The organism is Actinomycetospora straminea, assembly GCF_028737255.1.
GTDB classification, from domain to species: Bacteria; Actinomycetota; Actinomycetes; order Mycobacteriales; family Pseudonocardiaceae; genus Actinomycetospora; species Actinomycetospora straminea.
The window spans coordinates 14823-38513 of sequence record NZ_JAQZAN010000003.1 but is presented as its reverse complement, the minus strand read 5'-3'; the positions used below and the strand labels follow the sequence as shown (position 1 = coordinate 38513).

Genomic DNA, 23691 nt, shown 5'->3' with positions numbered 1-23691 from the left:
AGCGGGCGATACCAGCCAGTAACCGCGACTCAGACCTCGCGGGCCGGGCCCGACGTCACGCGGGCGAGCAGCTCGGTGGGCAGCAGGAGCGTGCGGGAGCGCTGACGGTCGCCGCGGTCGAGCAGCAGCTCGCCCGCGGCACGGCCCTTGTCCAGGGTCGGCTGGCGGATGGTCGTCAGCTCCGCGCGCTCGGCGGCCGGGACGCCGTCGAAGCCGGTGACGGTCACGTCCTCGGGCACCGAGCGACCGGTCTGGCGGGCGTGGCGCAGCGCGCCGAGCGCCAGGATGTCCGAGGTGCAGACGACGGCGGTGACGTCGTGCTGGGCGAGCAGCTGCTCGGCGGCCGAGGCGCCGGCGGACTCGCTGTGGTCGTAGCGCTCGACGACGGGGACCCTCGTCCAGTCGACGCCCGCCTCGCCGAAGCCCTCGCGCAGGCCCGCGAGGCGCCGGCGCTGGACCTCGTAGCGGGCGCGCTGCTGGCGCTCGACGCTCGCGAAGCCGTCGTTGCGCTCGGTCGACAGGCGCATGCAGAGCACGCCGACCTTGCGGTGGCCGAGGCCCGCGAGGTGGCGGGCCATGTCGACCATGGCGGCGTGGTCGTCGATGCCGACGCGGTCGACGTCCTGGACCGCGGTCGGCTGGTCGCAGACGACGACCGGGACCGGGCGCTCGAGCACGGCGTGGAAGTTGTCGTCGTCGTCGGGCATCGAGTAGACGACGAACCCGTCGACGCCGGCCCGCGCGACCGCGCCCGGGTCGTCGGCCTCGGGGCTCACCGGGACGAGCAGCAGGCCCGAGCCGTTGTCCTCGCAGGCCAGCGCGAGCCCCTCGAGGAACTGGACGGCCACCGGGTCGCGGAACGCGTACGACAGCGCCTCGGTGAGCAGGAGACCGACCGCGCCGGCCTTGCGGGTGCGCAGCGAGCGCGCGACGGGGTCGGGGCCGGGGTAGCCGAGGCGGCGCGCGGTGTCGAGCACGCGGCGCCGCAGCGCCGGCGAGAGCTGGTCGGGGCGGTTGTAGGCGTTCGACACCGTCGTGCGGGACACGCCCAGCTCGGCCGCCAGCGAGGCCAGCGTGGCGGTCCGCCGCGACCGGCGACCCTCGAGTGCCTCACCCACCTCCCGAACGTATCGACTGTTTCGATCTAGGGCCACTCCACGCGACCGATGGGTGTCCCCGAGCGCCGGGTGTGACCTGCTCGGAGGACACCGACGCTCCCACTCGCAATCGATAACCGTTATCGTTTGCGGTCGAAGCCGACGCGTTCGACCGACCCGTCCCACTCCCGAGGAGCCGCTCCGTGCCCGTCCGTGCCCGTCCCGTGTCCCTGGTGGCCGCACTGCTCGGGGCCTTGCTGGTGCTGGTCGCCTGCGGGGGTGGGTCCGGCGGCTCCGGCGGCACCCCCGCCGCCGCCCCCGCGCCGGCGGCGACCCCGCCGTCGCCCGCGCCGGGCCCGGGGCGCACGCTGACGGTCGTGGCCACGACGAACGTCTGGGGCTCGGTGGCGAGCGCGATCGCCGGCCCGGGCGTCGAGGTGCGCTCGATCATCCAGGACCCGGCCTCCGACCCGCACTCCTACGAGAGCACCCCCGCCGACGCCGCGGCCCTGGCGAACGCCGACCTCGTCGTGGTCAACGGCGGGGGGTACGACGACTGGGTCGAGCAGATCCTCGCGGCCGACCCGGCCCTGCAGTCCCGCACGATCGAGGCCTTCGCGCTGCGCGGGGACCAGGCGCAGGAGAACGAGCACGTGTGGTTCGACCCGACCGCGGTGAAGGGCGTCGTGAGCCAGGTCGCCGAGCGCCTCGCCGCCGTCGAGCCCGCCCAGGCCGCCGCCCTGCGCGAGCGGGCGACCGCGTTCGCCGGCCGCGTCGACGAGCAGGCCGCACGCCTGGCGTCGATCGGGCAGGCCCGTCCGGGCGCCCGCGTGCTCGCCTCCGAGCCGATCGCGCAGTACCTGCTGACCACCGCGGGCGTCGCCGACGCCACCCCGCCGGCGTTCAGCGAGGCGATCGAGAACGAGACCGACCCGCCGGCCGCCACCCTCGCGGAGACCAACCAGCTGGTGGCGTCGCGGGGCGTGGACGCGCTGGTGTTCAATCCGCAGACCGAGACCCCCATCACGACCCAGCTCCGCGACGCCGCGACGGGTGCGGGGGTGCCGGTGGTGAACGTGACCGAGACACTGCCCGCCGGGCAGGACTACCTGACCTGGCTCGACGCCACGCGCGCCGAGCTCGCCCGTGCCCTGGGGGCCCCTGCGTGAGGTTCGAGGGATGACGCCGTCCATCCGCCTGTCCGGTGCGGAGGTCCGCCGCGGGGGGCGCACGCTCTGGACCGGGCTCGACCTGGACGTCGCGCCCGGCGAGTTCGTCACCGTCCTGGGCCCCAACGGCTCCGGGAAGACGACGCTGCTGACCGTGCTGCTCGGGCTGCTGCCGCTCGCGGCGGGCACGTGCGAGGTGGCCGGGCGGGCGCCGCGGCGGGGCAGCGCGGACGTCGGGTACGTCCCGCAGCAGACGAGCATGGACGCGCTCACCCCGCTGCGTGGCCGCGACCTGGTCGGGCTGGGTCTCGACGGCCACTGCTTCGGCCTGCCGTTCCGCGGACGCGCCGAGCGGGCCCGGAAGGTCCGCGAGGCGTTGCTGCAGGTCGACGCCCTCGACCTCGCCGACGCGCCGGTGGGCGCGCTGTCCGGCGGCGAGCAGCAGCGGCTGCGGATCGCACAGGCGCTCGTCGGGGACCCCGGCCTGCTGCTGGCCGACGAGCCGCTGCACTCGCTGGACCTGGCCCGCCAGCGGGCGGTCGTCGACCTGCTCGAGCGCCGCCGCCGCGACCGCGGCACCGCGATCGTGTTCGTGACCCACGAGCTCAACCCGGTCCTGCCCGTCACCGACCGGGTGCTCTACCTCGTCGACGGGCAGTTCCGGATCGGCACGCCCGACGAGGTCATGACCTCCGAGACGCTCTCCGAGCTCTACCGCACCGACGTCGACGTGGTGCGCGTGCGCGACCGCATCGTCGTCGTCGGCGCCGAGGACCGCCTCGTGCACACCGGGGGCGGGCCGCGGTGACGTACTCCCTGCTCGACCTGCTGGCGCTCGACTTCGTCCGCAACGCCCTCGTCGCGGGCGTCGTGCTGGCCGTGCTCGCGGGGCTGCTCGGGCCGCTCGTGGTGGGCCGCGGGATGGCGTTCTCGGTGCACGGCACCGCCGAGCTCGCGTTCGCCGGCGGGGCGGGCGCGCTGCTGGTGTTCGGCACCGAGGCGATCGGGTGGGGCGCGCTGGTCGGTGCGGTGCTGGTCGCGCTGCTGTTCGGTGCGCTCGGGCGGGCGCAGCGGGAGCGGGACTCGGTGATCGGCGTGCTGCTGTCGTTCGGCCTCGGGCTCGGGGTGCTGTTCCAGGCGCTCTACACCGGTCGGTCGGCGAACAAGTTCGGCCTGCTCGTGGGCCAGATCGTCGGGGTCGACGTCGGCGACGTGCTGACGCTGACCGTGGTCGGGGTGGTCGTGCTCGGGGTGCTGGCGGTGGTCCGCCGGCCGCTGCTGTTCGCGAGCCTCGACCCCGACATGGCCGCCGCCCGCGGGGTGCCGGTGCGGGCGCTGTCGATCGTCTTCGCGGTGCTGCTGGGCGTCACGGTCGCGCTGGGCGTGCAGATCGTCGGCGCCCTGCTCGTGCTCTGCCTGCTCATCACGCCGCCGGCCGCGGCCGCACAGGTGACGGCGTCGCCCACCCTGGCCTCGGTGCTCGCGGTGGTGTTCGCCGAGGTCGCGGTGATCGGCGGGATCGTCGCGTCGCTGGACGCCGGGCTGCCGATCAGCCCGTTCGTCGCCTCGATCGCCTTCGCGATCTACCTGGTCTGCCGGGCCCTGGGCGCGCTGCGGACCCGGCGACGCGTCGCCGTCACCACCGCGTGAGCTGCGCTGTCCGGGTGACGGGGCGACGCTAGAGTCCGCGCATGTCCCAGCGCGGCAGGGCTGCCGAGGACGCCGACACCCCCGACCGCTCCCAGGACCGCTCCCAGGATCGCGGCCTGCGCCTGGTGACGCGGGTGGCGCTCGCGCTCGTCGTCGTCACCCCCAACATCGTCGGCGCGGGCGTCGTGCTCGTCGTCGCCGCCTGGGTGCTCCCGCTCGGTGAGCTCGTCGAGGACGACCCCGGCGCGCTGATGCGCAACCTCGTCGCGTTCGGGGCCTACCTGCTCGCCGCGGTGGTCGTCGGCTCGGTCTGGGGGCACTTCCGGATGCGCGTGCCGCGCGCGCCCGGGCCCGGCGCCGACCAGGCCGCCGTGCGCCGCCACCGCAAGCGCGTGCGCCGGGTGGTGCTGCGCGGGCCGCTGCGGCTCGCGACGGTGCAGACGGTGCTGTGGCTGGCGGCGCTCGTGCTGTTCGTGCTCATCAACGTCTTCTCCAGCCCGCGGCTGGGGGTGTCGGTGGGGATCACGGTCGGGCTGGGCGGGGTCGCGACCGTCGCGGTGACCTACCGCCTCGTCGAGCGGGTGCTGCGCCGCGAGGTCGCCCGGGTGCTCAACGACAAGCCGCCCGAGGGCCGCGTGCTGCCCGGCGTCGCGCTGCGGTCGGTGGGCTCGTGGGCGGTGGGGACGGCGGTGCCGCTGGTCGGCGTGCTGCTGGCGGCCGTGGCGTCGCTGGCGTTCGGCGGCTACACCACCGACCGGCTGGCCCTGGTGGTGCTCGTGCTGGGCGGGGTGGCGCTCGTCGTCGGCTTCCTCGTCACCGTGCTCACGGCGGCCTCGACCGCCGCGCCCGTGCTCGCCGTGCGCCGCGCCCAGCGACGGGTCGAGGACGGCGACTACGACGCCGAGGTCCCCGTCTTCGACACCACCGAGCTCGGGCTGCTCCAGGCCGGCTTCAACACGATGGTCGCGGGGCTGCGGGAACGCGAGCGGGTGCGCGACCTGTTCGGGCGGCACGTCGGCGAGGACGTCGCGCGGACCGCGCTGGAGAACGACGTCGAGCTCGGCGGCGAGGTCCGCGAGGTCGCCGTGCTGTTCGTCGACCTCGTCGGGTCGACGCGGCTCGCCGCCTCCCGCCCGCCGCAGGAGGTCGTCGAGATGCTCAACGGGTTCTTCGCCGTGGTCATCGACGTCGTCGAGCAGCACGACGGCTGGATCAACAAGTTCGAGGGCGACGCCGCGCTCGCTGTGTTCGGGGCGCCGACCGCGCTCGACGACGCCGCCGGCTGCGCCCTGCGCGCGGGGCGCGAGCTCTCGCGGCGGATCGCCACCGAGCTCGACGGCATCTCCGCGGGCATCGGGGTGTCGGCGGGCGAGGCGGTCGCGGGCAACATCGGCGACACGCGGCGCTACGAGTACACGGTGATCGGCGACCCGGTGAACGAGGCGGCCCGGCTCACCGAGGCGGCGAAGGAGATCGACGGCTGCGTCCTGGCGTCCGGCGCGGCGCTGTCCCGGGCGGGCGACGAGGCCGACCGCTGGCAGGTCATCGACGCCCGCGTCCTGCGCGGCCGCGAGGGCGAGACCGACCTCGCCGTGCCGCGCGAGCATGCCGGCGCGTGCGCGGGGTCGGGCGCGGGGCCGGGTTCGGACGAGGGTGCCGAGGCGCGGCACGGGGACGCGCGCCAGGATGCCGAGCGACGGGCCCCGTCGCTCGGATAGACGGGCGAGGGGCGCCCGCCGCCAGAACCCCGCTCGTGGAGGTCCGCGAGCGAACGGGGAGTTCCGGCGCGTAGAGGCAGCGAGCCGCCCGTTCGCTGCCACTCCCTAGCCGCGCCGGCGCCTCGCGACCTCGGCCAGGGCCACGCCGGCGGCCACCGAGGCGTTGAGCGACTCCACGTCGCCCGCCATGGGGATCGACACCACGCCCGTGCAGGTCTCGCGCACGAGGCGCGACAGGCCCTTGCCCTCCGAGCCCACGACCAGCACCAGCGGACCGCGGGCGGCGTCGGGGCCGGCGACGTCGTCGAGGTGGTCGATGTCGGTGCCCGCTTCGCCGTCCAGCCCGACCGCGACGAGGCCCTCGTCGAGCCAGCTGGTCAGGGTCCGCGACAGGTTCGTCGCGCGCCCGACGGGCACGCGCGCGGCGGCACCCGCCGAGGTCCGCCAGGCCACCGGCGTCACGCCGACCGAGCGGCGCAGCGGTAGCAGCACCCCGTGCGCGCCGAACGCCGCCGCCGAGCGCAGCACCGCACCGAGGTTGCGGGGGTCCTGCACGCCGTCGAGCGCCACGAGCAGCGGCTCGACCCGCGCCAGGTGCGCCCGCTGGCGCGCCTCCTCGAGCAGGTCGTCGGGGTGCAGGTACTCGAACGCCGGCACCGCGAGCGCGAGCCCCTGGTGCAGGGCGCCGTCGGCCATCCGGTCGACGTCGCCGCGCGGGACCTCGAGCACCGAGATGCCCCGCTCGGACGCCATCTTGATCGCCTCGCGCACGCGGTCGTCGACGTCGATGTTCTGCGCGACGTAGAGCGCGGTCGCCGGGCTGTGCGCGCGCAGGCTCTCGACCACGGGGTTGCGACCGAGCACGACCTGCGGGCCGTCCGGGTCCTCGCGCCGCGACGGGCCGCGACGGGCGGGGCCGCGCTCGTCGCCGGCGGGCCGGCGGGTCGCCGAGCTCCGCGACGTCGAGGACGACGCGCCGTCCGAGCGGTAGGCCTTGTGGTTCGGGCGCTTCTCGGCGGGCGGGGTCGGGCCCTTGCCCTCCAGGCTCCTACGGCCCTTGCCGCCCGAGCCCTTCGTCGGACCCTTCTTCGAGCCCGGGTTGCGACGGGCCCCGGGGCGGCGGGAGTTGCCGGCCATGGCGCTACGCACCGTCCTTGAGGGTCCAGGTGGGTCCGTCGGCGGTGTCCTCGACGACGACGCCGGCGGCGGTCAGCTCGTCGCGCAGGGCGTCGGCGCGGGCGAAGTCGCGCTCGGCCCGCGCGCGGGTGCGCTGCTCGAGCAGCGCGTCGACCAGCGAGCCGAGGGCCTGGCGGGCGGCGTCCCCCGCTCCGCCGGCGCCGGCGGCCTCCGCCCAGACGACGGGGTCGAGCCCGAGGACGCCGGTCATCGCCCGGACCGCGCTGGCGAGCGCCAGCGCCTCGTCGCGTGCCCCGGCGTCGAGCGCGGCGTTGCCCCGGCGGACGGTCTCGTGGACCTCGGCGAGGGCCGCGGGCGTGGCGACGTCGTCATCGAGGGCGGCCGCGAACGCGTCGCTCACCCGCCCGACCGGCACGGCGCCGACGCGGTCGTGCACGCGGTGCACGAACGACTCGATGCGGTGGTACGCCGCGGCCGCCTCGCCCAGCGCCTCCTCGGAGTACTCCAGCGTCGAGCGGTAGTGCGGCGCGACGAGGTAGTAGCGCAGCTCCACCGGGCGCACCCGCTCGAGCACGGCGGGGATGGTCAGCGTGTTGCCGAGCGACTTCGACATCTTCGCCCCGGCCATCGTCACCCAGGCGTTGTGCAGCCAGTACTCGGCGAACCCGTCGCCCGCGGCGCGCGACTGCGCGAGCTCGTTCTCGTGGTGCGGGAAGACGAGGTCGAGCCCGCCGCCGTGGATGTCGAAGCGCGGGCCCAGGTAGCGCGTGGCCATCGCGGAGCACTCGAGGTGCCAGCCGGGGCGCCCGCGACCCCAGGGCGTCGGCCAGTCGGGCTCGCCCGGCTTGGCCGCCTTCCACAGCGTGAAGTCGCGGGGGTCGCGCTTGCCGCGCGGGTCCGCACCCTCGCCCTGCTCCATCTCCTCGAGGCGCTGGCCCGACAGCTCGCCGTACGACGGCCACGTCGACACCGCGAAGTAGACGTCGCCGCCGGCCGCGTAGGCGTGCCCGCGCTCGATGAGCCGCTCGATGAGCTCGATCATCTCGGTGACGTGACCGGTCGCGCGCGGCTCGATCGACGGCGGCAGGCAGCCCAGCGCGTCGTACGCCGCGGCGAACGCGCGCTCGTGCGTCGCCGCCCACTCCCACCAGGGCCGGCCGGCGGCCTCGGCCTTGGTGAGGATCTTGTCGTCGATGTCGGTGACGTTGCGGACGAGCAGCACGTCGTAGCCGGTGTGCGTGAGCCAGCGGCGCAGCACGTCGAAGTCGAGACCCGACCGCACGTGCCCGACGTGGGGCACGCCCTGGACGGTCGCACCGCACACGTACATCGACGCCGTACCGGCGCGCTGCGGACGGAACTCCCGCAGCTCGCGTCGTGCGGTGTCGTACAGGTGCAGGCTCACCGCCCGGATCCTACGGAACGCCGGATCCGCCCTCGCCGAGACGTCGGGACTCGCCTCCTCGCCAACCGATCGATCGTTCGGGAAGCCCCTTCCCAAGGTGTGAGGACAGACATAGAGTCGCGCCAGTCATTCGACGGTTTCGCTACGCGAGGAGTGGTCAGCGTTGTCCATCACGTGCCGGACGTCTCTCGTCCGTCAGGCCCCCGGCAAGTACGAGACGGCGACGATCCAGGTCGACGACCCGCGGCAGGACGAGATCCGGGTGAAGATGGTCGCCTCGGGTCTGTGCCACTCCGACGACCACATCGCCACCGGTGACATCCCCGTCGGCACCTACCCGTTCGCCGGCGGCCACGAGGGCGGCGGCATCGTCGAGTCGGTCGGCCCGAACACCAAGGGCTTCGAGGTCGGCGACAAGGTCCTCTTCTCGTTCCTGCCGGCCTGTGGACACTGCCGCTGGTGCGCGACCGGCCACTCCAACCTCTGCGACCTCGGGGCGAACCTCCTCGCGGGCACCCGCTGGGAGGAGGACTCCACCCGCCTGCACCTCGAGGACGGCAGCAACGTCGGCCAGATGTGCGGCATCTCGACCTTCAGCGAGTACACGACCGTCGCCGTCGACTCGGCGATCAAGGTCCCGCAGGACACCAACCTCGAGGTCACCTGCCTGCTCGGCTGCTCGGTCGGCACCGGCTGGGGCACGGCGGTCAACGCCGCCGCGGTGAGCCCGGGCGACACGGTGATCATCCAGGGCATCGGCGGCATCGGCGCCAACGCCGTCCAGGGCGCCGCGCACGCGGGCGCGGCCAACGTCATCGCGGTCGACCCGGTCGCGTTCAAGCGCGAGAAGGCCCTCGAGCTCGGCGCGACCCACGCGGTCGAGTCGATGGAGGAGGCCACCGAGATCGCCAAGGGCTTCACCAACGGCCAGGGCGCCGACTCCGCGCTCGTCACCATCGGCATCACCAAGCCCGAGCACGTGGGCGAGGCGTTCGCCGCGATCCGCAAGCAGGGCACGGTCGTCGTCACCGGCCTCGGCGACATCACCGAGATCGGGGTGCCGATCCCGATCGGCGAGCTGACCCTGTTCGAGAAGCAGCTCAAGGGCGCGCTGTTCGGCTCGTCGAACCCGAAGGCCGACATCCCGCGCATGCTCGACCTCTACAACGCCGGCAAGCTCAAGCTCGACGAGCTGGTCACCAAGCGCTACAAGATCGACGAGATCGCCCAGGGCTACGAGGACATGCACGCGGGCAAGAACATCCGCGGCGTCGTGGTCTTCGACTGAACCCCGATCCGAGGTATCCGACACCCGTGACGAACGGTTCCGCGGCCCCGGTGTCCCTCGTGGACGCCGGGGCCGTCCCCGGTCTGCCCACCGCCGGCCCCCTCCCGGTGCGCGCGATGATCGACGCGTCCCGCGCGCGCGTCGTCGGGCGCGTGCGCGAGTCGGAGGTCATCGCCGCCGCGCTCGCCGCCGGGCGCAGCATCCTGCTCGAGGGCCCGCCGGGCACCGGCAAGACGACCCTGCTGCGCGCGCTCGCCGAGGGCGCCGGCGTCGGCCTCGAGCTCGTCGAGGGCAACGCCGAGCTGTCCCCGGCGCGCCTCGTCGGCCACCACGACCCCTCCCGCGTGCTCACCGAGGACTACCGGCCCGAGAACTTCGTGCCCGGCCCCCTCGTGCGCGCCCTGACCACGGGCGCCCTGCTCTACGTCGAGGAGCTCAACCGCGTCCCCGAGGAGACGCTCAACGTGCTGCTCGGCGTGCTCTCCGAGCGGCGCCTGCACGTGCCGCGCCTCGGGGTCGTCGACGCCGCGCCGAGCTTCCGGCTGGTCGCGGCCATGAACCCCTCGGACGCCGTCGGCACCGGGCGCATCACCCCCGCGCTCTACGACCGCTCCTGCCGTGTCGGGTTCGCCCACCAGAGCGCCGAGGAGGAGACCGCGATCGTGCGCCGCGACCACGGCGTCGTCGACGCGGCGTTCGTGGAGCGCGCGGTCCGGGCGACGCGGGCGACGCGGGAGCACCGGGACCTGCGGCTGGGCTCGTCGGTGCGCGGCGCGCTCGACCTCGTCGCCGTCGCCGCCTCGCTCGCCGAGCTGCGCGACGTGCCGCTCGCGGGCCGCCTCGCCCCGGCCGCGGAGACGACGGGCACCGACGCCGCGCTGGCCGCGCTGTCCGGACGGGTGCAGCTGCTCGAGGGCTCGACGCGCACGGTCGAGGAGGTCGTCGCCGAGCTGTGGGCGGCGAGCGCGCCGGTCGACGAGTTCGGCTCCGAGGACGGTGACCCGGGAAAAGCCTGAGCCCCGACGCGGCGCCGCCCCCGCCCGGGTCGGGCCGCTCGCCCGGGGCACCGCCGCGCGTCGTCACCGACCCCAAGGAGGTCGAGGAGCTCCTGCGGGACCAGTCCCGGCGCACCGAGACCCGCGCCGACCTGCAGCGACGCCACGACGACCTCGAGCAGGTCACCCCGACGGTCGGGGTGCTCGACGAGGCCGCGGTGTCGGGCGCCTACGAGGAGGACCCCGACGCCACCGTCGACCTCCTCGCCGACCTCGCCCGCGCCACCGACCCCGCCCTGCGCGCGGCGGCCCGGCGGCTCGCGGTGCGCCTGCTCGTGCCGCCGGCGCGCGCGGGCGAGACGGAGCGGCGGGGGTCGAGCCGGCTCGCGACCGTCGCCGGCGACGGCCTCGACCTGGACCTCGACGCCACCCTCGAACGGTCCCTGGAGCACCGCCCCATCCGCGCCGAGGACCTGCGCTGGCGCGGCTGGCGCTCCCCGGGGCGGGCGATCGTGCTGCTCGTCGACGCCTCGGGGTCGGTGGCCGGCAAGCCGCTGACGACAGCGGTGACGACGGCCGGCGCGCTCGCCGCGGGCCTGCGCACCGACGACGAGCTCGCCGTCGTGGCGTTCTGGTCGCGGGCGGTGCTGCTGCGCCACCTGCACTCCCCCGCCCCCGCGTCGGCGGTGCTCGACGCGCTGCTCGACCTGCGCGGCGGCTCCACCACCGACCTCGCGCTCGGCCTGCGCACCGCGCTCGCCCAGGCCACCGCGGCGCGGGTGCCGCACGCCGACGTCATCGTCCTCACCGACGGGGCGTGGAACGAGGGCGAGGACCCCGCGCCCGTCGCCGGCGCGTCGGGACCGGCGCGGGTGCACACGCTCGTGACGGTCGACGACGACGAGGCCCGGATCTCCTGCGCGCGCCTCGCCGCGGCCGGGGGCGGGCGGTCGGTGCCGCTGTTCAAGCCCTCGGACGCCCCGGCGGCGGTGCGCGCGGTGCTGCGGTAGGGGCGGACGCGGTGTCTGAGCGAAGGGCACCGTCGGTCGGAGAGATGGGCGAGGGGTGCCCTTCGCCGGATCGTCGCGGTCCGCGGGGGCTGCTACGCCGACCCGCGACGGCGCACGACGTCGGTGGCGTGGCCGTCGAGCAGGGCCGCGAGCTCGTGGCGCAGCCGCGGCCGGTCGATCGGGTGGACGAGGACCCGGCGACCGCCGGCGTCGAGACCCCAGGCGACGCGGCCGACCTCGGTGTCGAGCACGGTGACGGTGCGCGGACCCCGGCGCGGCACGCCGTCGGCGTCGCGGGCGGTCACCCCGAAGGTCATGGCGCGGTCCGGGGTGCGCGCCCACAGCGCCCGCAGGCGCTCGACGTGGTGCGCGGACGCGCCGGCGCGCCGGACCCGGCGGCAGCGGTCGTCGAGGGTCAGGCCCGGGCCGAACAGGGCGTCGGCGGGCAGCGACATCGGCACCCCGGGCGCGGCGCGCGCGTCGGGGAGGCGGGCGAGCAGGGCGCCGGCGAGGTCGTGCGGGTCGACGGTCTCGAGGAGCAGTCCCTCGGTGTCGAGGCGGGCGACGACGCCGAGGGTCCCGCGGGCGGCCGCGAGCGTCGGCTGCGCGGCGTGCCCGTCGGCGAGCACCACGACGTCGAGCTCGCAGGCCGGGCGGGCGAGGACCCCGAGGGCGTCGGCGAGACCCGGGTCGGGCGCGCCGCGGTCGTCGAGCAGCCCCTGCGCCGCGAGGCGCCGCCAGGCCGCGGCGTCGAGGGCGTCGCGCTCGGCGTAGGTGCGACCGTGGTCGAGGACGTGCAGGGCGGCCGGGCGCGCGTCGAACCCGAGGTGGCGCCAGAGCGCGACGTACTGACCGACGTCGAGCCGGGCGCCCGCGAACCGCGAGCCCAGCGTCATCGGCAGGACGCCCCTCACTCGCCGATCACCGGGGGCGTGGTGGCGGGGAGCGCGCCGGCGATGGCGTCGGGGTCGTCCTCGGCGAGGTAGTCGGGACGCCGTCGCTGGCCGTCGCCGCCCGGACCGCCGACCATGCCCGCGGGCGGGATCATCGGCACCGCGCCGCCGCGGCCCTCGGCCGCGGCCGCCGCCCCGGCCGTGCGCGCCACCGCGGCCTCCGCGGCGGCCCCCCCACCGGCGCCGACCCGCGCGCCCGGACCCGGCTCACCGGCCCCGACGCCGCCACTCCCGGCACCACTCCCGCCACCACTCCCGGCACCACTCCCGGCACCACCGCCCGCGCCGCCGAGACCACCCCCGGGTGCGCCGCCGAGACCGCCGCCGACTCCGCCGCCGAGACCTCCACCCGGCCGGCTGCCCACCTCCCCGGCACCGACCGCCGTGCCCGGCCGGGCACCGCCGACGCCACCCGAGCCCGGCACCCCGCCCGACCCCGGCACTCCGCTCGAGCCGGGCACACCGCCCGAGCCCGGCAGTCCGCTCGAGCCGGGCACACCGCTCGAGCCGGGCACGCCGCTCGGTCCCGGCAGGCCGCTCGCACCCGGGACGCCACCGGCTCCCCCGGCCCGCCCCGCGCCCGGGCCGCCGGGGAGCCCCGGGACGCCCGGGACGCGACCCGCGCCCGTCGAGCCCGGGACGGAGCCGGGCGTCGACCCGGGCCTCGTCCCCGGCGGCACGCGTCCCGCACCGCCCGCGCCGCCGCCCGGCACGGCGCCCGCGGGAGGCACCACGCCGTCCCCGGCGCCCGCACCACCCGTCCCCGCGCCACCTGGGCCACCAGGGACAACACCCCCGGGGCCCGCCCCGCCCGGCACGCCGCCGGCACCGGCGCCACCCGTCGCCGGGCTCCCCGGCGAGCCCGGGACACCGGGCACACCCGTCGCCGTCGTGGACCCGGGAGACGAGCCGCCAGCACCGCCACCCCCGGCACCCGCGCCACCGCCCGGGAGCGGACCGGGAACGCCGCCGGGCACGGCACCCGTGCCACCGCCGACCCCGCCGCCACCCGGCACGCCGGCGCCGCCACCCACCCCGCCGGGCACGCCGAACACGCCCTCGGCGCCGGCCGTCACCGGTGGCGCGGGCGGCAGGGCGGCCGGCGTCACACCGGTGGCCTGCGGGCCGGCGAACTGGGGCAGCGTGCTCATCGCGTCGCCGCTGGCGCCCTGGTAGGTCTCCATCGCCCGCTGCGCCATGAACTGGGCGGCCTGCTGCTCGACCACCCGGGCGAGGACGTCGACGCCCCCGCCCGGCAGCGCGCCGCCCCCGACCGCCGGGACCGGCGCGAGCAGCGGCCCCTCGAGGTAGCCGCTGACCGCGGCGTCCCACGCCGACCCGTCCGCGGGCCGCTCCTTGCCGTCCACGATCTCGGCGCGGGCGGCCTGCAGGTGGGCGCCCTGCTGGTCGCCGATCCCCCGCACCGCCGTCGCGAGCCCCCGGGCCTGGTCGATCCACGGCCGCAGGGGCTCCACGCGCTCCTGCGCGGACAGCGCCGCGTCCCCGGTCCACGCGACGCCGAGCGTGGTGTTGGCGCGGCCGACCGCGTCGGTGACCGCGACCATCCGGTCGGCCAGCTCGTTCCACCGCGCGCCCGCGTCGTGGAAGCCGGGCGAGCCGGGACCCGCGCTCAGGGCGTCCCAGATCACCTGGTGCGGCACGCCGTACCAGTTGGTCCCGAACGGTGGGGCGCCTTGGGCCACCGGTCACCTCCTCGCGGCGATCGTAGGAAGACGCAGCGGGGCGTGGGTGCGGTTCCGGGAAAGTCAGGCGGGCCGCAGCATCGCCGTCGCGACGGCCGCGAGTCCCTCGCCGCGGCCGGTGAGCCCCAGCCCGTCGGACGTCGTTCCCGACACCGCCACCGGCCCGCCGAGGGCCGCGGACAGCGCCGCCTGCGCCTCGTCGCGGCGGGTGCCGATCTTCGGCGCGTTGCCGATCACCTGGACCGCCGCGTTCCCCAGCACCCAACCCTCCGCGCCGACCAGCGCGCGGACCTCCTCCAGGAGCCGCACCCCGGACGCTCCGGCCCACTCCGGGCGCCCGGTGCCGAACACCGCGCCGAGGTCCCCGAGCCCCACGGCCGAGAGCACCGCGTCGCACAGGGCGTGCGCGGCGACGTCGCCGTCGGAGTGCCCGGCGCAGCCGTCGACGCCCTCCCAGAACAGCCCGGCCACCCAGCACGGCACGCCGGCGCGGACCGGGTGCACGTCGGTCCCGATGCCGACCCTCACGCGTGCTCCACCGTCGCCACCAGCGCCTCCGCCATCACGAGGTCCAGCGGCGTCGTCACCTTGAACGCGCGCGGGTCGCCCGGGACCGTGACGACGCCCACGCCGAGGTCCTCGGCGAGGCCGGCGTCGTCGGTGGCGACGACGGGTCCGCCCGCGGCGCGCCGCTCACCGGCGCGGCGGTGCGCGGCCCGCAGCGTCGCCGGGTCGAAGCCCTGGGGCGTCTGGACGGCCGCGAGGCCGGTGCGGTCGACGAGGCCGGTGACGACGCCCGTGGGGTCGGTGCGCCGGAGGGTGTCCGCCACGGCCGTGACCGGCACCACGGCACGGTGGCCCGCCCGGACGGCGTCGACGACGGCGCGCACCACCTCGGGCGGGCACAGGCACCGCGCCGCGTCGTGCACGAGCACCACGTCGACGTCGGCGGGCAGGGCGTCGAGACCCGCGGCGACGGAGCCGACGCGGTCGTCGGCGCCGGGGACGACCACGGCGCGCCGCGACCCGAGCGCCGCACGCATCGCGTCCTCGTCACCGGGCGGGGCGACGACGACGACCGTCTCCACCCCGCCCTCGACGAGCCCGTCGACGGCGCGCGCCACCAACGTCAGACCACCCACGACCGCGAGCGCCTTCGGCCGGCCGAGGCCGAGCCGTTCACCGCGTCCCGCCGCCGGCACGATCGCCGCGACGGTCACCGACCCGGGACGCCCCTCAGGAGGCCAGGACCTGGTCGAGCAGCGACTCGGCGGCCACCTCGTCGGTGCCCTCCGCCAGCGCCAGCTCGCTGACCAGGATCTGGCGCGCCTTCGCCAGCATCCGCTTCTCGCCCGCGGACAGGCCGCGGTCCTTCTCGCGGCGCCACAGGTCGCGGACGACCTCGGCGACCTTGTTCACGTCGCCCGACGCGAGCTTCTCGAGGTTCGCCTTGTACCGGCGCGACCAGTTGGTCGGCTCCTCGGTGTGCGGCGCACGCAGCACCTCGAACACCCGGTCCAGACCCTCCTGGCCCACGACGTCGCGGACACCGACGATCTCGGCGTTGTCCGCGGGGACCCGGACGGTCAGGTCGCCCTGGGCAACCTTGAGGACGAGGTACTTCTTCTCCTCGCCCTTGATCGTCCTGGTCTCGATGGCCTCGATGAGTGCGGCACCGTGGTGCGGGTAGACGACGGTCTCGCCGACCTTGAAAACCATGTGTCCCGAGCCCCTTTCGCTGCATCCAGATTAACACGTCCGACGCACGGGCATTGCAGGGGATTGCGCCGTCTTCGCAGGTCAGGGACTTGACAACTCGCCGGGGCGCGTGCTTCCCGGTCAGGGCCGTCGCCCGGACGGCCGGGACGCCCCGCGGGTACTAGGGTGTCGCACGCCGTCTGGAGACCGCCCCCACCCGAGAGGACACCCGGACCCATGAGCCGCCGCCCGCGCGGGCCCCGACCCGGGATCGTCGTCGCGACCCTGCTCACCGCGGCCCTCGCGCTCGCCGGGTGCAGCGCCGGGGCCGTCACCCAGACCGACACGATCGTCTCCCAGGCGGCGGGTGCACGCGGCCAGGTGGGGGACATCGTCCTCCAGGACGTCTCCCTCGACGCCGGGCCGGCCGAGTCCGTCCCGGCGGGCGGTGAGATCTTCGTGCGCGGCACGCTCATCAACCAGGGCGCCACGGCCGACCGTCTCGTGTCGGTGTCGACGCCCTACGCGGTCGGCGCCCGCCCCGAGGGCCAGCTCGCGCTGCCCGCCGAGAACGCCGTGCGGATGGTCGGCGCCGAGCCGGTGCCGATCGGTCCCGGCAGCCTCGACACCCGCCTCGCCGGCGCCATGCGCATCGCGCTCACCGGTGTCACCCAGCAGCTGCGTCCCGGCCCGACCTACGCCGTGACCTTCACCTTCGAGCGCGCCGGGGCCGTCACCGTGCCGACGATCGTCGTCGGCGCCGGCCCGTCCGTGGGCTGATCCCCGGGCCGACAACCGCGCACGCCTCGGCCGCGCGTCCCGGCACTGTCGGGGGTCCGTCCTACGGTGCCCCCCGTGACGTCACGCGCCCGCGCCGCCCGCTTCGAGTGCACCGCCTGCGGCCACACCGCCGCGAAGTGGGTCGGCCGCTGCCCCGACTGCGGCGGCTGGGGCACGGTCGAGGAGGCCCCCGACACGTCCCCAGCCGCGGGGCGCAGCGGACGCCCCGGCGTCGCGCCGACTCCCGCGGCGCGCCCGGCCAGCCCGGTCCGCCAGATCGGGCAGGTCGACCTCGAGACCGCGACGGCCCGTCGGACGGGTGTCGGCGAGCTCGACCGCGTGCTGGGCGGCGGTCTCGTGCCCGGGGTGGTCGTGCTGCTCGCGGGCGAGCCGGGGGTGGGCAAGTCGACGCTGCTGCTCGAGGTCGCGGCCCGCCGGGCGCGCGACGGGGCCACCGTGCTGTACGTCACGGGCGAGGAGTCGGCGGGCCAGGTGCGCCTGCGAGCCGAGCGCACCGGGGGTCTCGCGCCGCACCTGTTCCTCTCGGCCACGGGCGACCTCGAGGAGATCGCGGCCCACGTCGAGGCCGTCGACCCCGAGCTGCTGGTGGTCGACTCGGTGCAGACGGTCGGCACCGCGACGGCCGAGGGCTCGCCGGGTGGTGTCTCTCAGGTGCGCACGGTCACGACGGCGCTCGTCGCGCTCGCCAAGCAGCGCGACCTGCCCGTGGTGCTCATCGGGCACGTCACCAAGGACGGCGCGGTGGCCGGTCCCCGCACGCTCGAGCACCTCGTCGACGTCGTGCTCTCCTTCGAGGGCGACCGGCACTCGCCGTTGCGCCTGGTCCGCGGCCTGAAGAACCGCTTCGGCGCCACGGACGAGGTCGGCTGCTTCGAGATGAACGACCGCGGGATCGCCGAGGTCACCGACCCGTCGGGGCTGTTCACCGGTGGCCTCGAGCGCACGGTCGCGGGGCAGACCGTGACGGTGGCGATGGAGGGGCGCCGCCCGCTGATGGCCGAGGTGCAGGCCCTCGTCGCCACCCGGCCGTCGGACACCCCGCCGCGCCGCGTGGTGTCCGACCTCGACAGCGGCCGCGTCGCCAAGATCCTCGCGGTGCTCCAGGAGCGGTGCGGGCTGCGCCTGCACGACAAGGACGTCTTCGTCGCGACGGTCGGCGGCATGAAGCTGCGCGAGCCGTCGGCCGACCTCGCGGTCGCCATCGCGATCGCCTCGGCCTACCACGGCGAGGCGGTGCGCTCGGGGCTCGTCGCCATCGGCGAGGTCGGGCTGGGCGGCGAGGTCCGCCGGGTGGTGGCCCTCGAGCGTCGCCTCGCCGAGGCCGGCCGGCTCGGCATCAGCCGCGCGATCGTCCCGCCCGGTGAGGTCCGCACCCCGAAGGGGCTGACGGCCGCCCCGGTCGACGACCTCCGCGGCGCGCTCATGCGCACGACCCTGGAGAAGGACCCGGACCTCAGCCCGCGAGGGTGAACGACACCGGGTCGCTGACGATGCCGTCGAGGCGCGCGAGCAGCTGGTAGGTCCCCGGCGGCACGACCGTCCGCTCCCCCGCACAGCCCGGCATCGACGTCCTGCCCGACCAGCGCACCGAGAACACGGCCTCCTCGCCCGGCGCGAGCGTACGGACGTCGTCGGTGTCGCCCGGCGAGCAGTCGTTGCTGCCCCACAGGCCGTCGCCGGGCGTGCGGACCACGGCCACCGCCTGCTTCGCGGCGTCCAGGTCCCGCACACAGGGCACGCCGCCGGTGTTGGTGACGACGAGGCTCAGGACGGGCTTGCTGCCCGCCGGGTAGCTCGTGGCGTCGGTGCGGGCGGTGACGCGCAGGTCGCCGTCGGCGCACGGGCCGGGCTCGGGGACGGCGGCGGTCGGGGGCTCGGGGGGCGTCGTGGCCGTCGTGCTCGGGGGCGTGGTGGTCGGGGGCGTGGTGGTCGGGGGCGTGGTGGTCGAGGGCACCGGGGTGCTCGGGGCCGGCGTGGTCGTCGGCGTGGCGAGCAGGGGGCCGGCGGAGCCCGTCGGCACGCCGGGCGGCAGGAAGCCGCGGAACCCCGTGCCGCCCGGGGGCACGAGCAGCGCGCCGTCGGGCACCGGCGTCGGCACGAGACCCGGCCCGTCGCCCGGCGGGACGACGGTGGGCGCGCCGGGCTCCGAGGGCAGCGCCCCGGCGGTCGGGAGCGCCGGCAGGGCGCCGGGCGGGGCCGAGGCGTCGGGCAGGACCGGGCCGTCGACCGAGGCGTCGGGAAGCGCCGCCTCGATCGGACCCGGCGCGTCCGTGCCGGAGGCGGCCGCCGCGGCGCTGCTCCCGGGGTCCGCCCCGGCCATCGCGGCGGCCCGGGCGCGAGCCTCGACGGTCGCCGGCTCCGGCTCACCGCCGGCCAGACCCATCGCGGCCCAGACGAACCCGCCGAGCACGAGGGTCACGACGCCGAGCGCGAGGAACCGGCGCCGCCAGTAGACCGACGGCGCGAGCGGTCCGACCGGCTCCCACACGTCACGGAAAGTAGGTTCGCCCTTGCGCAGGGCGATCCTCCACCACGCGGTCGCCGGCCCGTTTCACCCGACGGTGGCGACGGCGGGCGGTCGGGGCAGGATCGGCGGTCGATGGGCACCACCACGTCCGCCGCCGCCGCACCCGCCGCCGACGACACCCCGCTCGCCGACGTCCTCGTCCCGTGGTTCCGTGCGCACGCCCGCGACCTGCCCTGGCGCCGCCCCGGGACGACGCCGTGGGGCGTGCTCGTGAGCGAGATCATGCTCCAGCAGACGCCGGTGGCGCGGGTCGAGGAGCCGTGGCGCGCGTGGCTCGAGCGCTGGCCCCGTCCCTCGGCGATGGCCGCCGCGCCCGCCGCCGACGTGCTGCGGGCCTGGGGCAAGCTCGGCTACCCGCGCCGGGCGCTGCGCCTGCACGCGGCCGCGCAGGCCATCGCCGCCGACCACGACGACGTCGTGCCCACCGACGTCGACACCCTCGAGTCGCTGCCCGGGATCGGCACCTACACCGCCCGCGCGGTCGCGGCGTTCGCCCACGGGCAGCGGGTGCCGGTCGTCGACACCAACGTCCGCCGCGTCGTCGCCCGCGCCGTCCACGGGCGCGCCGGGGCCGGGCCGGCCGCCTCGCGGGACCTCGCGGACGTCGAGGCCCTGCTGCCGGGGGCGAGGGTCACGTCCGCTGCGTCGGACGCAGCGGACGTGACCCTCGCTGCTCCCCTCGCCGCCCCGCGGGACGAGGACGCGGCGACGATGTCGGCGGCGCTGATGGAGCTCGGCGCGACGGTGTGCGTCGCCCGCGGGCCGCGGTGCGGCGGCTGCCCGGTGGTGCGCCTGTGCGCCTGGCAGCGGCTGGGGCGCCCGGCGTGGGACGGCCCGGTGCCCAAGGCCCAGACCTGGGCGGGCACCGACCGGCAGGTGCGCGGGCGGCTGCTCGACGTCCTGCGCGGGGCTCCGGGACCGGTCACCGCGGAGGCCCTCGAGAAGGCCTGGCTCACCGACCCGGCGCAGCGCTCGCGGTGTCTCGACTCGCTGCTCGTCGACGGCCTCGTCGAGCAGCTGGCCGACGGTCGCTTCGCGCTGCCGGGCGAGGCGGGCGACGTAGGCTGACGGCCATGGCCGTCGTGAAGATCAACGCCATCCACGTCCCCGAGGGCAGCGGTCCCGAGCTCGAGAAGCGCTTCGCCGCGCACGGCGACAGCATGCTCGACACCCCCGGCTTCCTGGGCTACGAGCTGCTGCGCCCGATCGAGGGTGAGCACCGCTACTTCGTCTACACGCGCTGGGAGTCCGACGAGGCGTTCGAGGCGTGGCGCGGTGGCGGTGCCGCCGAGGCCGCGCACGCCGGGCAGCGCCAGCAGCCCGTCGTGACGGGTGCGGACCTGCTGCAGTTCGAGGTCGCGCTGTCCGTCGGCAAGGGCGGCGGCGAGTCCTGAGCCCCCAGGCTCCGGATCCGGCCCTCATCGCCGCCGCGGCGGAGGCGGTGGCCGGCGCCGGGGCGCTGCTCGTCTGCGCCGGGGCGGGGATGGGCGTCGACTCGGGGCTGCCCGACTTCCGCGGGCCCGAGGGCTTCTGGCGCGCCTACCCGCCCTACCGGCGCCTGGGGCTGCGGTTCGAGGAGATCGCCGATCCCGAGCACTTCGACGCCGACCCCGAGCTGGCGTGGGGGTTCTACGGCCACCGCCTGGCCCTCTACCGGCGCACGGTCCCCCACGCCGGGTTCGCGGTGCTGCGGCGGTGGGCCGACCGCCGGCCAGTGCGCGTGTTCACCTCGAACGTCGACGGCGCGTTCCAGGCGGCCGGGTTCGCCGACGACGTCGTCACCGAGTGCCACGGCGCGATCGGGATGCTGCAGTGCACCCGGCCCTGCCACGACGGCACCTGGCCCGCCGACGACGTGGACGTCGTCATCGACGAGGACACGATGCGCGCCCGCCCGCCGCTGCCCGCGTGTCCCCGGTGCGGGCGCGTGACGCGGCCCAACATCCTCATGTTCGGTGACGGCGCCTGGGTGCCCGGACACCACGGCGAGAAGGCGGCCGAGCACCGGGCCTGGCTGCGCGCGCAGGACGCGTCGCGGCTCGTCGTCCTCGAGCTGGGCGCGGGCACCGCCGTGCCGACCGTGCGGCGCCACGCGGAGCTCGCGTCCGCGGCGTCGGGCGCCCTCGTGCGGATCAACGTCCGCGAGCCGGACATCCGCCACGGCCGCGGTATCGCCCTCGCCGCCGGCGCCCGCGCGACGCTCGAGGCGGTCGACGCCGTGCTTCCCGGGTGATCGACGCCGCGCTCCCCGGATGATCAACGGGGGCTTTGCTCGCTTAGGAGCAGCGAACGCCACGTTCGCTGCGAACTTAGACCCCCGTGAGCCCCGCCGGCCGCAGGCCCCGGGCGGCGGCCACGCGCTCCGCCTCGTCGTCGAGGCGCGCCCGCACGTCCGGGGCGAGCGGCACCACGGGCGCGACCTCGAGCGTCAGCTTCTTCCCCGACGCCCGGGGCCGCCAGGTGCCGACGATCTCCCCGTCCACCAGCAGCGCCCCGGGGTTACCGATGATCTTGTAGAGGTCCTTGCGCAGCGCCTCGTCGGGAACGAGGAGCGGGCGGTCGCGGGCCTGCAGCATCGGGTCGAGCGGAGGCAGGAACCGCACGACGTCGGGGTCCGGGGCGGCCAGGGCGGCGTCGAGGTCGTCGGCGGGCAGCCACGCCGGCCGCCCCTCGACGGCCACCTCGACCAGCTCTGGCAGCGCCGCCTCCCATGCGGGCGCGAACGCCGCCGTCGACGTCCCGACGAAGTCGGCGACCTCGCGCGGCCCGGCGGGCCCCAGCACCCGCAGGTAGTCGAGCACCAGGCGCGCCGCCCGCGCCGGGTCGCCCTCGACGGGGCGCTCCCAGCCGGGCGGCGGCGGGATCAGCAGCAGCGTCCGGCCCGTCGGGTCGAGGCCGACGCCGACCGGGAACGCCGAGAGCCGGAAGAGCTGCTCGTTGACGTGGACGGTGGCGCAGCCGCGGCAGTCGCGCAGCAGGGCGTCGGGCAGCAGCTCCGTCACCGCGCCGCTGGCGGCACCCTTGGTCATCGGCTCGGTGACGACCTCGGCGAGCGCGTCCGCCGCCCGGTCGATCGCCTCGCGGGCGGGGATGCCGACCCGGCGCTGCTCGGGTCCGCTCCAGTTCAGGCGCGCCGCCGCGTCGGCGTCGTCGAAGGGACGCGCGGCTGCGGCGATGGCGGGGCGCTCGGCGGGCGGGTGGTGGTGCGGCGCGCCTCGGTGGGTCCAACCGTCGACCAGCCCGAGCGCCACCGGGTCGGGGTCGCCGTCGGACCGTGCGGCGATCGCGAGCCGTGCGGTGGGCCCCGCGTCCTGCAGACCCAGCGAGAACAGGGGCCCCAGCGGCCGGTCGCGGTGCAGGCCCTGCGCGGCGACGCGGTGCGCCAGGACCTGCTCGCGGGTCAGCGTCTCGACCATGCGGTGAGCCTGCCGTACCGCTGCTGACATCTCCGGTCAGGATCCGGGGAAGATGACGGCGTGAGCTCGGTGCGCGCGGTCCCCGTCACCACGGACATGGACGGTGACCTGCTGTCGGCCGACGACGCGTGGCACACCGCGCGCCGGATCGGGCTCGTGACACTGCTGCGCGACGCCCTCATGCGCTTCCGGTTCGGCGACGGCTTCAGCCACGCGCGGGGGTTCGCGCTGCAGCTCGCGCTCGCCGTCGTCCCGCTCGTCATCGCCGGCAGCGGGCTCGCGACAGCTGTGGGCGCCGAGTCGGTGGCGCAGGTCGTGGCGCGCACCGTCGTCGCGGTCTCACCGGGCGCCGGCGACCAGCTGCTCGCCGACGTCGTCGCCCGCGGCCCCGCGGAGCTGCCCGAGGAGGACGGCGAGGTCGAGGACTCGCCCAGCGAGAACGTCGGCGAGATCGCCGTCGCCCTGGGACTGATCACGGCCTTCCTGGCCATGACGTCCGCGATCGCCCAGCTCGAGCGCGGCACCAACCGCATCTACGGCACCGAGCGCGACCGGCCCTTCGTCCGCAAGTACGCCCGCGCGGCCGTGCTGACGCTGACGGCGGGCTCGGCGCTCGGTGTCGGCCTGGTGCTCATCATCGCTGGTGGGCCGCTCGGTGACGCCGTCGAGGACGTCTACCGCTGGGGTGACGTCGCCGAGACGGTGTTCGACGTCCTGCGCTGGCCCGTGGGCCTGGCCGCGCTCGTCGTCGCCGTCACCGTGCTCTTCCGCTACGCGCCCCGCCGCCACCAGCCGGGCCTGTCGTGGCTCGCGCTCGGCGCCGGGCTGACGGTGATCCTGTGGCTCGCGGCGTCCGGGTGCGTGGCGCTCTACGTCGCGGTCTCCGGCGACTTCAGCCAGACCTACGGCCCGCTCGCCGGGATCATGGCCCTGCTGCTGTGGGCGACGGTGACGGGTATCGCGCTGCTGCTCGGGGTCGCGGTCGCCGCGCAGCTGGAGGGCGCGCGGGCCGGCATCGGCGACCCGCTGCTGCGGGATGACGACGCCGACGGCATCCCCGACGAGCTCCAACCCGAGCAACCGGCTGAAACCGTCGCGCCGGACGGGGGACGTGCCTGACAGGA

General features: G+C 76.4%; 23 protein-coding genes. 13 read left to right on the top strand and 10 right to left on the bottom strand.

The window, feature by feature from the left end; all coding sequences use genetic code 11:
- Positions 1–29: 29 nt before the first annotated feature.
- Positions 30–1118 carry a LacI family DNA-binding transcriptional regulator gene (locus PH190_RS05545; RefSeq protein ID WP_274230500.1) on the bottom strand — a complete coding sequence of 363 codons (1089 nt, stop codon included), beginning with the start codon at positions 1116–1118 and terminating at the stop codon, positions 30–32.
- A gap of 182 nt (positions 1119–1300) precedes the next feature.
- On the opposite strand from PH190_RS05545, the gene PH190_RS05540 reads away from it, so the two are divergent.
- From PH190_RS05540 to PH190_RS05525, 4 genes are read left to right on the top strand one after another with little or no spacing between them, the layout of a single operon-like run.
- The gene (locus tag PH190_RS05540; protein WP_274230499.1) at positions 1301–2266 is read left to right on the top strand and encodes a metal ABC transporter solute-binding protein, Zn/Mn family; all 966 of its coding nucleotides are present in this window, start codon (positions 1301–1303) and stop codon (positions 2264–2266) included.
- Between the two features lie 10 nt (positions 2267–2276).
- Entirely contained in the window at positions 2277–3074 is a 798-nt protein-coding gene (locus PH190_RS05535) for a metal ABC transporter ATP-binding protein (RefSeq protein ID WP_274230498.1), read from the top strand.
- Positions 3071–3916, top strand: coding sequence for a metal ABC transporter permease (locus PH190_RS05530; RefSeq protein WP_274230497.1), 846 nt, complete (start codon positions 3071–3073; stop codon positions 3914–3916). Before PH190_RS05535 ends, PH190_RS05530 begins: the two co-directional genes overlap by 4 nt.
- Positions 3917–3957: 41 nt before the next feature.
- Positions 3958–5634 (top strand): adenylate/guanylate cyclase domain-containing protein, encoded by a 1677-nt coding sequence (locus tag PH190_RS05525; RefSeq protein ID WP_274230496.1) that lies wholly within the window; start codon positions 3958–3960, stop codon positions 5632–5634.
- A 105-nt stretch (positions 5635–5739) separates the two neighbouring features.
- On the opposite strand, the gene rlmB is transcribed toward PH190_RS05525, so the two are convergent.
- Positions 5740–6771: a 23S rRNA (guanosine(2251)-2'-O)-methyltransferase RlmB gene (rlmB, locus tag PH190_RS05520; RefSeq protein WP_274230495.1), complete on the bottom strand. Its 1032-nt coding sequence runs from the start codon at positions 6769–6771 to the stop codon at positions 5740–5742.
- 4 nt (positions 6772–6775) lie between these two features.
- Positions 6776–8176, bottom strand: a complete 1401-nt coding sequence (gene cysS / locus PH190_RS05515; RefSeq protein ID WP_274230494.1) for a cysteine--tRNA ligase — start codon at positions 8174–8176, stop codon at positions 6776–6778.
- A gap of 163 nt (positions 8177–8339) precedes the next feature.
- Here cysS and PH190_RS05510 point away from each other — a divergent pair, with 163 nt between their 5' ends.
- The 3 genes from PH190_RS05510 (at position 8340) to PH190_RS05500 (ending at position 11469) form a co-directional block, all read left to right on the top strand.
- Positions 8340–9464, top strand: coding sequence for an NDMA-dependent alcohol dehydrogenase (locus PH190_RS05510; protein ID WP_274230493.1), 1125 nt, complete (start codon positions 8340–8342; stop codon positions 9462–9464).
- Between the two features lie 26 nt (positions 9465–9490).
- Positions 9491–10480: an AAA family ATPase gene (locus tag PH190_RS05505; RefSeq protein ID WP_274230492.1), complete on the top strand. Its 990-nt coding sequence runs from the start codon at positions 9491–9493 to the stop codon at positions 10478–10480.
- A gap of 179 nt (positions 10481–10659) precedes the next feature.
- Entirely contained in the window at positions 10660–11469 is an 810-nt protein-coding gene (locus PH190_RS05500; protein ID WP_274230491.1) for a VWA domain-containing protein, read from the top strand.
- 92 nt (positions 11470–11561) lie between these two features.
- Here the strand turns inward: PH190_RS05500 and PH190_RS05495 are convergent, their stop codons facing one another.
- The 5 genes from PH190_RS05495 to PH190_RS05475 form a co-directional block, all read right to left on the bottom strand.
- Positions 11562–12383 carry an ESX secretion-associated protein EspG gene (locus PH190_RS05495; protein WP_274230490.1) on the bottom strand — a complete coding sequence of 274 codons (822 nt, stop codon included), beginning with the start codon at positions 12381–12383 and terminating at the stop codon, positions 11562–11564.
- Positions 12380–14125, bottom strand: a complete 1746-nt coding sequence (locus PH190_RS05490) for a PPE domain-containing protein (RefSeq protein ID WP_274230489.1) — start codon at positions 14123–14125, stop codon at positions 12380–12382. Before PH190_RS05490 ends, PH190_RS05495 begins: the two co-directional genes overlap by 4 nt.
- A 63-nt stretch (positions 14126–14188) precedes the next feature.
- Positions 14189–14653, bottom strand: a complete 465-nt coding sequence (gene ispF / locus PH190_RS05485; RefSeq protein WP_274230488.1) for a 2-C-methyl-D-erythritol 2,4-cyclodiphosphate synthase — start codon at positions 14651–14653, stop codon at positions 14189–14191.
- Positions 14650–15345: a 2-C-methyl-D-erythritol 4-phosphate cytidylyltransferase gene (gene ispD, locus PH190_RS05480; RefSeq protein WP_274230487.1), complete on the bottom strand. Its 696-nt coding sequence runs from the start codon at positions 15343–15345 to the stop codon at positions 14650–14652. Before ispD ends, ispF begins: the two co-directional genes overlap by 4 nt.
- Before the next feature lie 16 nt (positions 15346–15361).
- Positions 15362–15844, bottom strand: a complete 483-nt coding sequence (locus PH190_RS05475) for a CarD family transcriptional regulator (RefSeq protein ID WP_116707106.1) — start codon at positions 15842–15844, stop codon at positions 15362–15364.
- Positions 15845–16060: 216 nt separating this feature from the next.
- On the opposite strand from PH190_RS05475, the gene PH190_RS05470 reads away from it, so the two are divergent.
- Both PH190_RS05470 and radA read left to right on the top strand, forming a co-directional pair.
- On the top strand, positions 16061–16603 hold the full coding sequence (locus tag PH190_RS05470) for a copper chaperone PCu(A)C (protein ID WP_274230486.1): 543 nt from the start codon (positions 16061–16063) through the stop codon (positions 16601–16603).
- A 75-nt stretch (positions 16604–16678) separates the two neighbouring features.
- Positions 16679–18094: a DNA repair protein RadA gene (gene radA / locus PH190_RS05465; RefSeq protein WP_274230485.1), complete on the top strand. Its 1416-nt coding sequence runs from the start codon at positions 16679–16681 to the stop codon at positions 18092–18094.
- Here radA and PH190_RS05460 read toward each other — a convergent pair.
- Positions 18078–19112: a DUF4232 domain-containing protein gene (locus PH190_RS05460; protein WP_274230484.1), complete on the bottom strand. Its 1035-nt coding sequence runs from the start codon at positions 19110–19112 to the stop codon at positions 18078–18080. The two genes, radA and PH190_RS05460, sit on opposite strands and share 17 nt — an antisense overlap.
- 111 nt (positions 19113–19223) lie before the next feature.
- Between PH190_RS05460 and PH190_RS05455 the strand changes: the two genes are divergently transcribed.
- The 3 genes from PH190_RS05455 (at position 19224) to PH190_RS05445 (ending at position 21384) form a co-directional block, all read left to right on the top strand.
- The gene (locus tag PH190_RS05455) at positions 19224–20219 is read left to right on the top strand and encodes an HhH-GPD family protein (protein ID WP_274230483.1); all 996 of its coding nucleotides are present in this window, start codon (positions 19224–19226) and stop codon (positions 20217–20219) included.
- 5 nt (positions 20220–20224) lie between these two features.
- Complete coding sequence (locus PH190_RS05450; protein ID WP_274230482.1) at positions 20225–20545, top strand: antibiotic biosynthesis monooxygenase family protein; 321 nt, start codon at positions 20225–20227, stop codon at positions 20543–20545.
- Positions 20546–20634: 89 nt separating this feature from the next.
- Entirely contained in the window at positions 20635–21384 is a 750-nt protein-coding gene (locus tag PH190_RS05445) for an SIR2 family NAD-dependent protein deacylase (RefSeq protein WP_274230839.1), read from the top strand.
- A gap of 76 nt (positions 21385–21460) precedes the next feature.
- Here the strand turns inward: PH190_RS05445 and PH190_RS05440 are convergent, their stop codons facing one another.
- Positions 21461–22567 (bottom strand): DNA glycosylase AlkZ-like family protein, encoded by a 1107-nt coding sequence (locus tag PH190_RS05440; RefSeq protein WP_274230481.1) that lies wholly within the window; start codon positions 22565–22567, stop codon positions 21461–21463.
- A 60-nt stretch (positions 22568–22627) separates the two neighbouring features.
- Here PH190_RS05440 and PH190_RS05435 point away from each other — a divergent pair, with 60 nt between their 5' ends.
- Entirely contained in the window at positions 22628–23686 is a 1059-nt protein-coding gene (locus PH190_RS05435) for a YihY/virulence factor BrkB family protein (protein ID WP_274230480.1), read from the top strand.
- Positions 23687–23691 lie beyond the last annotated feature (5 nt).